This is a genomic window from Streptomyces sp. NPDC026062 (assembly GCF_055568375.1).
The window spans coordinates 169,457-182,427 of record NZ_JBVHOQ010000003.1 but is presented as its reverse complement, the minus strand read 5'-3'; the positions used below and the strand labels follow the sequence as shown (position 1 = coordinate 182,427).

The following is a 12,971-nucleotide window of genomic DNA, read 5'->3' as shown; positions in this document are numbered from 1 at the left end:
CCGGGGTCAGCAGCCCGGGTAGCGGCCCTCCGGCCACTCGACCGCGTGCTCGAACTCCAGGCACAGGTCGTCGGCCACCTCGGCGATCACGGCCCGGCCCTCGGTGCGCACCAGCCACGACGGCGGAAGGCACCCCTCGCCGTGGCGGGCTCCGCGCAGATTGCCGCAGAGCGCGCCGGTGGAGTCGCTGTCGCCCGAGTGGTTGACCGAGAGCAGCAGCGACTCACCGGCCCGGCCGGCCTCCGGCAGGACCAGGGCGCAGTACACGGCGATGGCCAGGGCCTCCTCGGCCACCCAGCCCGCGCCCAGCGATTCCACCTTTCCGGCGCTCGGGGCGCCCTGCGCGGCCAGCTCGACGGCGCCGCGCAGGGCGGCGGTCGTCTCCTCGTGCCGGGGGTGCCGGGCGAGGATGTCCATGGCCCGCAGGACGGATCCCGGCAGGGAGTCGCCCTCCAGCAGATGGGCGACGATCGCGGCGAACGCACCGGCGGCATGGGCACCGGTGGGGTGGCCGTGGGTGATCTGCGCGCACCGGGCGGCGAGCGCGAAGCTCTCGGCCGGGTCCTGGCCCGTCAGCCCGAAGGGTGCCGAGCGCATGACCGTGCCGCATCCCTTGGAATGGGTGTTGACGGGGCCCGGCTCACCGATCGGGCCCTGCGGATCGGGGGTGTACCCGGTCGCGAGACCGGTCAGGCAGGCGTTCCCGGGCGCCCGGCGCGCGTACAGCCAGGGCTGCTGCCTGAGCCACCCGGTCCGGACGAGGTCCTCCCCGCCCCGGGCCGGTGGCGCGGGATGGTTCTGGGTGTCCAGCCAGCGCAGGTAGGCGTGCTTGACGATCGCCGTCTCGGCACCGCCGATCCCCTTGTACGCGGCCCTGGAGTGCGCCCTGATCAGCCCCTCGGCCGTGAAGAGGGTCATCTGGGTGTCGTCGGTGACGCGTCCGACGACCCCGTCCTCGTCGGCGGTCAGCCCCTGGACGCCCTGATCCCCGTGTGCCCGGCGGATTCCGGCGAGGGACAGGAACTCCACCGGGTTGCCCAGCGCGTCCCCGACCGCCCCGCCCAGCAGACACCCCCGGACCCGGGCCCTGCGCACCGCGGCGTCCTCCCGAGCTGTGCCGTTCATGCCTGCCCCACCCCTGTTTTCGCGTCGGTCCACCGCATGAGCGCCGTCGCGGGTCCATGCTGGTAGGAGAGGCGATCGCCATGCGTACCGGCAGTGAACCCACGACCGCCCGCAGTTCTCTGCGGATGCGGCTCTGGCTGAGTCTATGGGGCCTGGCCTGGGCCGTCTTCGGCCTGACGGCCTTCACCCTCACCGGCCGGCCGGGGTGGGCGGCGGCCTGCGGGGTGCTCCTCGTACTGGTCCTGGTGGATCTGACCGTGATCGTTCACCATCTGCGCCAGGGCCCGCACTACCAGCCGGGCCGAGCCGTCCCGCCGTACGAACCCGATCACGGGGGCCGGGGGCGGTACGGGCACTGAGGTGCGGCAGCCGCCCGGCCCTCCGCGCCGAGCAGGCCCTGCGCGTCGAACGTGTCGCGAACCTGCCCCGCGCCTCGAACCCGTCGGGTCAGCCCTCCGCGTCGAAACGGGCCGCCTTCAGGTACTCCGGGTTCGGGTCGAGCGCCGCCGCGAGCCGGAAATGGCGTGTCGCCCGCTCCGGATGGCCGGAGCGCTCGAAGGTACGGGCGAGCGCGAAGTGCGCAAAGGCGTTGTCCGGCTCCCGCTCCAGAACGAGTTCGAACTCCAGCTCGGCAGGGCGCAGTTGGGCTGCGGCGAAGAACGCCCGGGCGCGCAGCAGCCGGGCCGCGGTGTTCTCGGGGTGGGAGGCGATCACCGAGTCGAGGAGCTGCACGGCACCCCGGGGGTCGCGGGCCGCCAGCAGCTGCTCGGCCGCGCGGTAGTCGATGACGTGTGTTTCGGGGTTCCTCTCGGGCACAGTCGCATCCTTCCGTCGTCCACGGTGAGGTGAACGTCTGCCCGGCTGCCGGTGTTCCGGACCGGGATCAGCGGGCCTCGGCCCGCCGGGTCAGCTCCGCCCAGACCGCACGGACCTGCGGTTCCAGGGCCTCGATCGGTCCGTCGTTGTCGATGACCAGATCGGCCACCGCCCGCCGCTGCTCCCGGGTGGCCTGCGCGGCCATTCTGGCGCGGGCCTCCTGCTCCGTCATCCCGCGCAGCGTGACCAGCCGGTCGAGCTGGGTCTCCGGCGCCGCGTCGACCACGACGACCAGGTCGTAGAGGGGGGCGAGGCCGTTCTCGGTGAGGAGCGGGACGTCGTGGACGACCACGGAATCGGGGCCGGCGGCGCGCTCCAGCTCGGCGGAACGGGCGCCGACCAGCGGGTGGACGATCGCGTTGAGGGTGGCGAGGCGCTCGCTGTCGGCGAAGACGACGGAGCCGAGCTTCGGCCGGTCCAGCCTGCCCTCGGGGGTGAGGACGCCGGTGCCGAACGCCTCGACGACGGCGTCGAGCCCGGGGGTGCCGGGCTCGACGACCTCGCGGGCGATCCGGTCGGCGTCGATGAGGACAGCTCCGTACCCGGCGAGCATCCGGGACACCTCGCTCTTGCCGGCGCCGATACCACCGGTCAGGCCCACTTTCAGCATGGGCGGCAGCCTAGTGCCCACCGCCCCCTGGTGCCGAGAGCGGGCCCGGCCGGACTCAGCCGTCGCCTTCGCGCTCGGCCAGGAACTTCTCGAATTCGAGACCGATCTCGTCGGCGGACGGCAGGTCCACCGGCTCGGCGACCAGATTGCCCCGGGTCTCGGAGCCCGCGACCGCGTCGTACTGGTGCTCAAGTCCCTCCACCAGCGAGACGAGTTCCTCGTCGCCCTGGCCGATCTGACGGTCGATCTCCGTCTGGGTGCGGTGCGCCTCGGTGCGCAGGGAGTGGGCGACGGTCGGCAGGACCAGCCCGGTCGCCGCCGTGATCGACTCCAGCGCGGTGAGCGCGGCGTCCGGGTAGGCGGAGCGGGCGACGTAGTGCGGCACATGAGCCGCGACACCGAGGACGTCGTGTCCGGCCTCCATCAGCCGGTACTCGACGAGGGCCGCCGCGGATCCGGGCACCTGCGCCTCGTCGAACGGGCTGCGGTGGCCCGGCATGAGGTCGGTGCGGTTGCCGTGCGGGGTGACGCCGACCGGGCGGGTGTGCGGAACGCCCATCGGGATGCCGTGGAAGGTGACGGCCAGCCGGACACCGAGCCGCTCGACGATCTGCTCGACGGCGGCGGCGAACCGCTCCCACTCCACGTCGGGCTCGGGCCCCGACAGCAGCAGGAAGGGTGCCCCGGTGGCGTCCTGGACCACCCGGACGTCCAGCGTCGGGGTCTCGTACGCCGCCCAGCGGTCACGCTTGAACGTCAGCAGCGGGCGCCGCGCGCGGTAGTCGACGAGGCGGTCGTGGTCGAAGCGGGCCACCACCTGGTGGGGCAGCGATTCGAGCAGCCCGTCGACGATCTGCTCACCGGTCTCACCCGCGTCGATGTATCCCTCGAAGTAGTAGAGCATGACCAGGCCGGCCGACTCCTGGGCAAGCGCCATGTCGACGACGGCCAGGCCCTTCGGGTCCCATTCGTACAAACTCTGCGGATCGGGCACGGTTACCGCTCCTCCTTGTGTTCCTGAAGAAGAACGTTCCGAGGGGCACAGGCATTCCCGCCCGTGCCCCTTCACACGCTGTTTACCCAAGTACCCGTGCGTGCAGTGCCGTGACCGCCTTCCGTGCCGAGGTGAACGCTCCGTGCTGCCAGGCGTCCGCGTAGCTCAGGTAATCGCCCGCGAAGTACACCCGTCCCGCCGCCCGGTTGAGCGGTGCGAAGACCGGGGCGTCGGGGCCGCCGGACAGGGAGTGCCAGGAGGCTTCCAGGTACGGGGTCTGGCGCCAGTGGTGGGAGAACGACGTGGCGAGCTCCGTACGGTACTTCTCCCCGTGGATCTTCACGCCCTGGGCGAGGGCCCGTGCCTCCCGTTCGCGCGGGGTGAGCGCGGCGTACGCGTCGGCGTTGGAACCGGTGTTGTAGTACCCGATGAGGGTGCCGCGCCTGCCCTGGTGGCCGTAGGACGGGTACCAGATGTGGGAGAGGTCCATGTCCGTCTCCGTGATGCCGCCGTAGATCTGGTGGTCGCTCTCCCACCAGCGGCTGCGGTACTCCAGCCCGATCTTTCCGGCCGAGGACGGCTTGCAGGCCTCCAGGGCGGTCTGCACGGCCGGGCCGAGGTTGTGGGCGGTCCTGGCGAGGATGTTGGGCGGCAGGGCGGCGACGCAGTAGTCCGCCTCGATGCTGCGGGTGCGGCCGGAACGGGTGTAGGTGACGGTGACGCCGTGGGCGGTGTCGGTGATCTCGGTGACGGCCGCACCGGTGCGGATCCGGTGCTCGCCTATCGCCCGGGTGAGCGCGGCCGGTATCCGGTCCATGCCACCGACCGGCTGGAACATCAGCATCGCCTGGTCGTACTCGAACTCGAAGGCGAAGTAGCGCCCGACGCCGCTGGCGAAGACCTCGGACGCGGAGGGGACGGCCCCGAGCTCCTCGCCGGGGGTCCCGGCAGCCGCCGGATCGACGCGGTATCCGCGCCGGGGACTTCCGGTGTAGTCGAGGGTGTCACCGATGTCACCGAAGTCCTTGAGGAATTCGAGCAGCCGCTCCTGGTCGTCGGCGGTGATCTGCCGGTCGAGTGCGCCCTTGTCGGTGGCCTTGGAGAGGAGTTCGGCGACGTAGCCGTACACATCGGCCTTGGCGGTGCGGTAGCGCACCGGGGCCTTCATGCCCGCCCTCTCGTTGTAAAGATAGGCGTTGGCGTTCACATTGGTGAACACCTCGATGGGGACGCCGAGTTCGCGGCAGTAGTCGAGGGTGACCATCCACTGCGGAATCCGGCCGGGTCCGGCGTTCATGTACTGCCCGTCGGAGAACCGCGCGGTCTGCGTGACCCCGTGGATGTCGGTGGTGGTATCGCCGCCGCGTACGGTGAAGTTGCGGCCGCCCGTACGACCGCGGGCCTCCAGGACCGTACAGTCGTAGCCCGCCTTGCCGAGTTCGTAGGCGGTGGCGAGACCGGCGATGCCGCCCCCGACGACCACCACCTTGGCGGCAGCCCTTCCCTTCAGGTTGAAGTCACCCGCGCTCGGGGCACGGAACGCGGGTTCACGGCTTGCGGCCCGGGCGGTGGGGGCGAGGCCGAGCGCCCCCATGGTGGCGAACATCGCGCCCGCCCCGCCGGAGAGCCCGACATTGCGGAGGAAGGTGCGACGGCTCGCGCCCGGCGTCGCGGGCGAGTGGTGCGAAGCGTGAGTCATGTCCCGGCTCCCCTTCGGATCTTGAGGTTGCCGGGATCCTGGCAAGGGTGTGTTACGGACCGTCAGTTACTCGTGTATCCCACACGTTTCCCTGTGTTCACGCTGTCCTCCGTACGGGCGAACAATGGTCCAGACCTTGACACCGCCACCGCCCGTCCCTAGCGTCACTGGGCAGCGATTTCAGAGACTCGCCCCGTATTCATGTACGAGAACGTCCTGAACCCTTCACGGGAAGGCACCCCCCATGCGCACCCGCACGCTGCTCCCCGCCCTGCTGGCGACCGCTCTCACCACCGGCGCCCTCACCCTCGCCTCCGCCACCGCGGCGGGCGCCGCGACGGTCATCGAGGTGAGCACCGCAGCCCAGCTCAAGTCGGCCCTCACGGCGGTCGCACCCGGCGGCACGATCCACCTCGCGGACGGCACGTACACCGGCAACTTCAAAGCGCTCGTCCCCGGCACCGCTTCGGCACGCATCACCCTGACCGGCTCCGCCGGGGCGGTCCTCACGGCCGGCGGGGGCTATGGGCTGCACCTCAACGGCGCCTCGTACTGGACGGTGAAGGGCATCACCGTCACCGGCGGCCAGAAGGGCATCATGGCCGACAGCGCCGACGGCGTCGTGATCGACTCGGTGACCGTGCACGACCTCGACATGGAAGGCGTCCACTTCCGCAGGTCCAGCAGCGACGGCATCATCCGGAACTCCCGGATCTACGACACCGGCCACGACGGCCGGGGCATGGGCGAGGGCGTCTACGTCGGCACGGCGGGCGACCTCTCCGACCGCAGCGACCGGGTCCAGATCCTGGACAACACGATCGGACCGGACGTCGGCGGCGAGAACGTCGACATCAAGGAGGGCACCACGGGCGCGCGCATCGTCGGCAACACGTTCGACGGCAACGGGCTGACCGGCGCCAACTACGACGACTCCTGGATCGATGTGAAGGGCAACGACGTCCTGGTGCAGGGCAACCACGGCTCCCGCACGACGAACAACGGCTTCGAGACCCACACCCAGCAGAGCGGCTGGGGCTGCGGGACCGTCTTCAAGGACAACGTCTCGGACCTGTCCGGCTCGACGGGCGACAAGCGGATCGCGGTCAACGTCACGAACTACGGCGCCGATTGCCTCACGACGGTCTACGCGAGCAACACCGTGACCGGCGGCAACGGCCTGACCAACATCACCGTCACCCCCTGACGGGACGGATCCAAAAACGCATGAGGCCCGCTCCCCGAAGGGAGCGGGCCTCACCGTCATCTACTCACTGCCGATGACCGGCCGGAAGGTCGGAGCGTCAGCTCTGGCCGCCCGCCAGCTTCTCGCGCAGGGCAGCCAGGGCCTCGTCCGACGCCAGGGCGCCGGAGTTGTCCGCGGACTCCGAGGAGTACGAGCCGCCGCCACCGCTGCCGCCCGAGGCAGCCGGAGCGCTGCCGGCCGGGGCGGCAGCGCCCTCGGCAGCAGCGGCCTCGTCGGCCTCGCGGGACTTGATGACCTGGGCCTGGTGCTGCTCGAAGCGCTGCTGCGCCTCGGCGTACTGGGTCTCCCAGACCTCGCGCTGAGCCTCGAAGCCCTCGAGCCAGTCGTTGGTCTCGGGGTCGAAGCCCTCGGGGTAGATGTAGTTGCCCTGGTCGTCGTACGACGCGGCCATGCCGTACAGCGTCGGGTCGAACTCGACCGAGGCCGGGTCGCCACCGAAGGACTCGTTGGCCTGCTTCAGCGAGAGGCTGATGCGACGACGCTCGAGGTCGATGTCGATGACCTTGACGAAGATCTCGTCGTTGACCTGGACGACCTGCTCCGGGATCTCCACGTGGCGCTCGGCCAGCTCGGAGATGTGGACCAGGCCCTCGATGCCCTCGTCGACGCGCACGAACGCACCGAACGGAACGAGCTTGGTGACCTTACCGGGAACGACCTGCCCGATCTGGTGCGTACGGGCGAACTGCTGCCACGGGTCTTCCTGCGTCGCCTTGAGCGACAGGGACACGCGCTCGCGGTCCATGTCCACGTCGAGAACCTCGACGGTGACTTCCTGGCCGACCTCGACAACCTCGGAGGGGTGGTCGATGTGCTTCCAGGACAGCTCGGAGACGTGCACGAGACCGTCGACGCCACCCAGGTCCACGAAGGCACCGAAGTTGACGATCGAGGAGACGACGCCGGAGCGGACCTGACCCTTCTGGAGGGTCGTGAGGAACGTCTGGCGGACCTCGGACTGGGTCTGCTCGAGCCAGGCGCGGCGGGACAGGACCACGTTGTTGCGGTTCTTGTCCAGCTCGATGATCTTGGCCTCGAGCTCCTTGCCCACGTACGGCTGGAGGTCGCGGACGCGGCGCATCTCGACCAGCGACGCCGGCAGGAAGCCGCGGAGGCCGATGTCGAGGATGAGACCACCCTTGACGACCTCGATGACGGTACCGGTGACGATGCCGTCTTCTTCCTTGATCTTCTCGATGGTGCCCCAGGCACGCTCGTACTGAGCGCGCTTCTTCGAGAGGATCAGGCGGCCTTCCTTGTCCTCCTTCTGGAGAACCAGGGCCTCGATCTCGTCGCCGACCTTGACGACCTCGTTCGGGTCGACGTCGTGCTTGATCGAGAGCTCGCGGCTCGGGATGACACCTTCGGTCTTGTAACCGATGTCGAGGAGAACCTCGTCGCGGTCAACCTTGACGATGACACCGTCAACGATGTCGCCGTCGTTGAAGTACTTGATCGTCTCGTCGATCGCCGCGAGGAACGCGTCCGCGTCGCCGATGTCGTTGACCGCAACCTGCGGAGTGGTGGCGGTGGTCTCGGTGCTGCTCGTCATGTGGGAAAGGGCTCCGGTACGGACAGTGAGTCGAAGTTACTGCTACGCCGAGAGCCCGTATCGCCTCTGCAGAAGCCGGACAGCCCGGGAAGCGCCGACCCCTGACCGGGGGGCGCCTCGTGAACCGAGGGGACATACATACAGACGCGAGCGCGGCCTGCTAGGTCTGAGGCGCGCAGGCTCGCAGCGCAACTTGTAGCATACGGGGGCAGCAGGGCACGGTCAATGCGCGAAGGCGCACACCGAGGGCGGAACGGCTCATACCCGGCACAACTCGGGTTCACCGAGGCCACATCGGCCTGGGAGACGTTCCGGACACACGGGTTCCGTATCCACAGCTCCCCTGGTACGTACCGCGTACGACGGGGTGAAGGCAAACTACAACGACGGACACGATGAGCCAAGAGATCTACGCGGCCGAACCCGAGGCGACCCGCCGCAACGCCGGCGAGGCCGAGAGCAGCCGGGCGAGCCGCGGCTGGTGGGACCGGAACGCGGACGAGTACCAGAGCGACCACGGCGGCTTCCTCGGCGACGACCGCTTCGTCTGGGGTCCTGAGGGGCTCGACGAGGCCGAAGCCGGCCTTCTCGGCTCCGCGGAGTCGCTGAAGGGTCTGGACGTCCTGGAGATCGGCGCCGGTGCCGCGCAGTGTGCGCGCTGGCTGGCCGCCCAGGGCGCCCGGCCGGTCGCCCTCGACCTCTCCCACCGCCAACTCCAGCACGCCCTGCGGATCGGCGGGGATATCCCCCTGGTCGAGGCGGACGCCGGGGTGTTGCCCTTCCGGGACGGCTCCTTCGACCTCGCCTGCTCCGCCTACGGCGCGGTGCCGTTCGTCGCCGACCCGGTCCAGGTGTTCCGCGAGATCCACCGGGTGCTGCGCCCCGGCGGCCGCTGGATCTTCTCGGTCACCCACCCCGTCCGCTGGGCCTTCCCGGACGAGCCGGGCCCCGAGGGCCTGTCCGTCGCCGCGTCGTACTTCGACCGCACCCCCTACGTCGAGCAGGACGAGCAGGGCGAGGCGGTGTACGTGGAACACCACCGGACGCTCGGCGACCGGGTACGGGACGTGGTCGCGGGCGGCTTCCGCCTCGTCGACCTGGTCGAGCCGGAGTGGCCCGCGTGGAACAACCAGGAGTGGGGCGGCTGGTCGCCGCTGCGGGGCAATCTGATCCCGGGGACCGCGATCTTCGTCTGCGTACGGGACTGAGATTCGTCTGCGTACGGGACCGAGACGCGCCGCGGGTGCGCAGGGCGGCGTCCCGCTGCCCGGGACCGGGACACGCCGGTGCGGGAGCCGGTGCCGCGCCGTACGAGACTGGGGGCGTGATCCGTACCGACGCCCTGGACCTGCTGCCCGTCCGTACCGCCGTGCCCGCGCTGCGGCGGGCGCTCGACGACCGCGGGGTCGCGGTGCTGTGCGCGCCGCCCGGCACCGGCAAGACGACCCTCGTCCCGCTCGTCCTGGCCGGCCTGACCGGGGAAGGACCGGTGCGCCGGGTCGTGGTCGCCGAACCCCGGCGGATCGCAGCGCGGGCCGCCGCCCGGCGCATGGCGTGGCTGCTCGGCGAGCGGGCGGGCGAACGCGTCGGGTTCACCGTGCGCGGGGAGCGGGTGGTGGGCCCGGACACCGTGGTGGAGGTCGTCACCACCGGGGTGCTGCTCCAGCGGCTCCAGCGTGACCAGGAACTCGTCGGCATCGACGCGGTGATCATCGACGAGTGCCACGAGCGCCATCTGGACGCGGACACCGTGGCCGCGTTCCTCCTGGATGTACGAGAGGCGATCCGGCCCGATCTGCGCCTGGTCGCCGCGTCGGCGACCACCGACGCGCAGGGCTGGGCCCGGCTGCTGGGCGACGCGCCGGTCATCGAGGCGCAGGGGGTGTCGCACCCGGTGGAGGTGGTGTGGGCGCCGCCGGTCCGTCCGGTGCGGCCGCCGCACGGGATGCGGGTCGATCCGGCACTGCTGAGTCATGTGGCCTCCGTGGTGCGGCGGGCGCTGGCCGAACGGGACGGCGACGTGCTGTGCTTCCTGCCCGGCGTCGGCGAGATCGGCCGGGTGGCCGGTCAGCTGTCCGGGGTGGGCGCGGAGGTCCTCCAGGTGCACGGGCGGGCCCCGGCCGCCGTGCAGGACGCGGTGCTGGCGGGTTCGTCCGGGGAGCGGCGAGTGGTGCTGGCGACCTCGGTGGCGGAGTCGTCGCTGACCGTTCCCGGGGTGCGGACCGTCGTCGACTCGGGCCTGGCCAGGGAGCCGCGCACCGACCACGCACGCGGGCTGAGCGCGCTGACGACGGTACGGGCCTCGCAGGCGGCGGGCCGCCAGCGGGCGGGCCGGGCCGGCCGCGAGGCGCCGGGGACGGTCTACCGCTGCTGGGAACAGGCCGAGGACGGGCGGCTCGCCCGCTTCCCCTCCCCCGAGATCAAGGTGGCCGATCTGGCGGCGTTCGCCCTCCAGGCGGCCTGCTGGGGCGATCCCGGCGCGACGGGCCTCGCACTGCTGGATCCGCCGCCGGCCGGTGCGATGGCCGCGGCCCGCGAGGTGCTGGCGGCGGTCGGCGCGGTGGACGCCGGCGGGCGGGTGACCGAACGGGGCGTGCGGATGTCTCGGCTGGGGCTGCATCCGCGGCTGGCCAGGGCGCTGCTGGACGGTGCGGCCGAGACCGGCGGACGCCGGGCCGCGGAGGTGGTCGCGCTGCTGAGCGAGGAACCGCCGCGGGACTACGGCGACGACCTGGCCGCCGCGTTGCGTACCGCACGGCTGGGCAAGGACGGCTACGCGGCCCGCTGGCGCCAGGAGGTACGGCGGCTGTCGTCCTCGCTGAAGGACGGCGGGGGCGGCTCCGGGCCGTCGGGCACCGACGATGCCGCCGTGGGCCTGGTCGCCGCGCTGGCTTTTCCCGAGCGGGTGGCGAGGGCCCGGGGCGAGGGCACGTTCCTGATGGCGTCCGGGACGGGTGCGGAGCTGGGGGACGGCTCGCGGCTGCGCAGCGCGCCCTGGCTGGCCGTCGCGGTCGCGGACCGGCCGGCCCACGCGGCCTCCGCACGGGTCCGGCTCGCCGCGGTCATCGACGAGGACACCGCGCGGCTGGCGGCGGGGCATCTGCGGTTCGCGGGTGAGAAGGTCGGCTGGGACGGCCGCGACGTCGTGACCCGCCGGGTGGAGCGCCTGGGCGCCGTCGAACTGTCCGCGCGCCCGCTGAGGCAGCCGGATCCCGCGCTGGTCCGCGAGGCCCTGGTGGAGGGGCTGCGGCGGGAGGGCCTCGGGCTGCTGCGCTGGAGCCGCGACACGGGGCAGTTGCGGGAGCGGCTGGCCTTTCTGCACCGGGAGCTCGGCGAGCCGTGGCCGGACGTCTCCGACGAGGCACTGCTGGACCGTACCGGGCAGTGGCTGGAACCCGAGCTGTCGCGGGCGCGGCGCCGCTCGGACCTGGCCGGGATCGACGCGGGGCAGGCGCTGCGCAGGCTGCTGCCGTGGGCGACCGGGGAGGCGGCCCGGCTGGACGAACTGGCTCCGGAGCGGATCGAGGTGCCGAGCGGGTCGCGGATCAGGGTGGAGTACGGCGGGCCTCAGCCCGTGCTCGCGGTGAAGCTCCAGGAACTGTTCGGCCTCCAGGAGACCCCGCGGGTGGCAGGCGTCCCGGTTCTGGTGCACCTGCTCTCCCCCGCGGGCCGCCCGGCAGCGGTGACGGCGGATCTGGCGTCGTTCTGGCGGGAGGGCTACCGGGCGGTGCGCGCGGAGCTGCGCGGCCGCTATCCGAGGCACCCGTGGCCCGAGGACCCGACGACGGTCGAGGCGACCCGCTTCACCAAGGCACGGCTCAGGCGGGAGTAGGCGCGGGTTCCGGCTCCCGCCGCCCGGCCGGCTCCGCGTCGCCCGGCCGCCGCGAGCGCGCCTCCAGCCACAGCGAAAGCGCCAGCAGACCGGCACCGAGCACCAGGAAGCCCCAGGGCAGGTACGAGGTCAGCAGCAGGACCAGCAGCCGCTGGGACTTGACCAGGTCGACGATCGAGACGATGTAGTCCTCGCGCATCTTCACATGCCCGGCGAACACGGTGACGGTGTCCTGGGACATGCCCATCGCCTTCGCGTTGCGCAGCTCCTCCTTGTGGACCTCCTCGCCGTTGACCGGCGCCCCGGTGACGGGGTCGACCCAGAACATCCGCTTGGTGGTGTACCAGCGGGTGACACCTGTCCTGGCGATCTGCTCGGCCGTGATCCCCTTGATCGGCATCGTCTTCGGCATGGGGACCTCGGTCCACGGGACGGTCTGCTCGAAGTAGTAGACCTCCATGCCCCGGAAGTTCTGGGTGCCCTTGTAGTGGATGGGCGAGCTGGTGCGGCTCTGGGCGTCGAAGTACTCGTAGTCGCGCCTCTCGGTGAGGAAGGGCCACTTGAACTCGATGCCCTCGCGGCTCACCGGGTCGCCGTCGACCATTTCGCCGGTGGCGTGGACCGGATCCTGGCTGTGCGCGTCGAAGATGTAGCGCTCGGGGATCTTGGAGACCATCTTGCCGTCGGGGCCCTGGATGTAGGAGAGCGCGTCCCAGACCACCACATCGCGTCCGGCGCTGCGCTCGATCTTCTCGGACTCCTCCACGTTGCCCTTGAGGGTCTGCACGATGGTGACCTTGTCGACCTTCCTGGCCTTCAGGGTTCCGTAGTCGAGCAGGGTGGCGGGCTTCGCCTCCAGCACCGTCTCCTGGTACTGGCTCGGCGGGATCTTCGCCAGCCGGGGGAAGGCGTACCAGCGCAGCAGCGGTGACAGCGCGGCAAAGAAGACGGCGAAGGCCAGGAGCACGAGGCTGGCTCGGCGGCGCATGGGGTGTCCTCCCTCTGCGGTCCGTGGT

At 71.3% G+C, this 12,971-nt stretch carries 11 protein-coding genes; 4 read left to right on the top strand and 7 right to left on the bottom strand.

Features of this window, described 5'->3' with window-relative positions:
- Nucleotides 1-6: 6 nt before the first annotated feature.
- The gene (locus tag ACZ4LX_RS03980; RefSeq protein ID WP_467635277.1) at nucleotides 7-1,125 is read right to left on the bottom strand and encodes an ADP-ribosylglycohydrolase family protein; all 1,119 of its coding nucleotides are present in this window, start codon (nucleotides 1,123-1,125) and stop codon (nucleotides 7-9) included.
- A 56-nt stretch (nucleotides 1,126-1,181) separates the two neighbouring features.
- Between ACZ4LX_RS03980 and ACZ4LX_RS03975 the strand changes: the two genes are divergently transcribed.
- A complete protein-coding gene (locus ACZ4LX_RS03975) occupies nucleotides 1,182-1,484 on the top strand; it encodes a DUF6343 family protein (protein WP_467635274.1) in 303 nt (100 codons plus the stop codon).
- Nucleotides 1,485-1,572: 88 nt separating this feature from the next.
- Here ACZ4LX_RS03975 and ACZ4LX_RS03970 read toward each other — a convergent pair whose 3' ends face one another.
- The 4 genes from ACZ4LX_RS03970 to ACZ4LX_RS03955 all read right to left on the bottom strand — a co-directional run bounded on the left by ACZ4LX_RS03970 (nucleotide 1,573) and on the right by ACZ4LX_RS03955 (nucleotide 5,211).
- Nucleotides 1,573-1,941, bottom strand: coding sequence for a tetratricopeptide repeat protein (locus ACZ4LX_RS03970; protein ID WP_467635268.1), 369 nt, complete (start codon nucleotides 1,939-1,941; stop codon nucleotides 1,573-1,575).
- Between the two features lie 67 nt (nucleotides 1,942-2,008).
- The gene (coaE, locus tag ACZ4LX_RS03965) at nucleotides 2,009-2,611 is read right to left on the bottom strand and encodes a dephospho-CoA kinase (RefSeq protein ID WP_467635263.1); all 603 of its coding nucleotides are present in this window, start codon (nucleotides 2,609-2,611) and stop codon (nucleotides 2,009-2,011) included.
- Between the two features lie 55 nt (nucleotides 2,612-2,666).
- The gene (locus ACZ4LX_RS03960) at nucleotides 2,667-3,605 is read right to left on the bottom strand and encodes a PAC2 family protein (protein ID WP_467635257.1); all 939 of its coding nucleotides are present in this window, start codon (nucleotides 3,603-3,605) and stop codon (nucleotides 2,667-2,669) included.
- Between the two features lie 82 nt (nucleotides 3,606-3,687).
- Nucleotides 3,688-5,211 carry a flavin monoamine oxidase family protein gene (locus tag ACZ4LX_RS03955; RefSeq protein ID WP_467635759.1) on the bottom strand — a complete coding sequence of 508 codons (1,524 nt, stop codon included), beginning with the start codon at nucleotides 5,209-5,211 and terminating at the stop codon, nucleotides 3,688-3,690.
- Nucleotides 5,212-5,548: 337 nt separating this feature from the next.
- Between ACZ4LX_RS03955 and ACZ4LX_RS03950 the strand changes: the two genes are divergently transcribed.
- Nucleotides 5,549-6,511, top strand: coding sequence for a right-handed parallel beta-helix repeat-containing protein (locus ACZ4LX_RS03950; protein ID WP_467635250.1), 963 nt, complete (start codon nucleotides 5,549-5,551; stop codon nucleotides 6,509-6,511).
- A 97-nt stretch (nucleotides 6,512-6,608) separates the two neighbouring features.
- Here the strand turns inward: ACZ4LX_RS03950 and rpsA are convergent, their stop codons facing one another.
- A complete protein-coding gene (gene rpsA, locus ACZ4LX_RS03945) occupies nucleotides 6,609-8,123 on the bottom strand; it encodes a 30S ribosomal protein S1 (RefSeq protein ID WP_136330605.1) in 1,515 nt (504 codons plus the stop codon).
- A 395-nt stretch (nucleotides 8,124-8,518) separates the two neighbouring features.
- Between rpsA and ACZ4LX_RS03940 the strand changes: the two genes are divergently transcribed.
- Both ACZ4LX_RS03940 and hrpB read left to right on the top strand, forming a co-directional pair.
- Nucleotides 8,519-9,331: a class I SAM-dependent methyltransferase gene (locus ACZ4LX_RS03940; protein ID WP_467635245.1), complete on the top strand. Its 813-nt coding sequence runs from the start codon at nucleotides 8,519-8,521 to the stop codon at nucleotides 9,329-9,331.
- 116 nt (nucleotides 9,332-9,447) lie between these two features.
- Nucleotides 9,448-11,955 carry an ATP-dependent helicase HrpB gene (gene hrpB, locus ACZ4LX_RS03935; RefSeq protein ID WP_467635242.1) on the top strand — a complete coding sequence of 836 codons (2,508 nt, stop codon included), beginning with the start codon at nucleotides 9,448-9,450 and terminating at the stop codon, nucleotides 11,953-11,955.
- On the opposite strand, the gene pgfA is transcribed toward hrpB, so the two are convergent.
- On the bottom strand, nucleotides 11,942-12,943 hold the full coding sequence (gene pgfA / locus ACZ4LX_RS03930) for a cell envelope lipid trafficking protein PgfA (protein ID WP_467635239.1): 1,002 nt from the start codon (nucleotides 12,941-12,943) through the stop codon (nucleotides 11,942-11,944). The genes hrpB and pgfA overlap by 14 nt on opposite strands.
- Nucleotides 12,944-12,971: the final 28 nt, after the last annotated feature.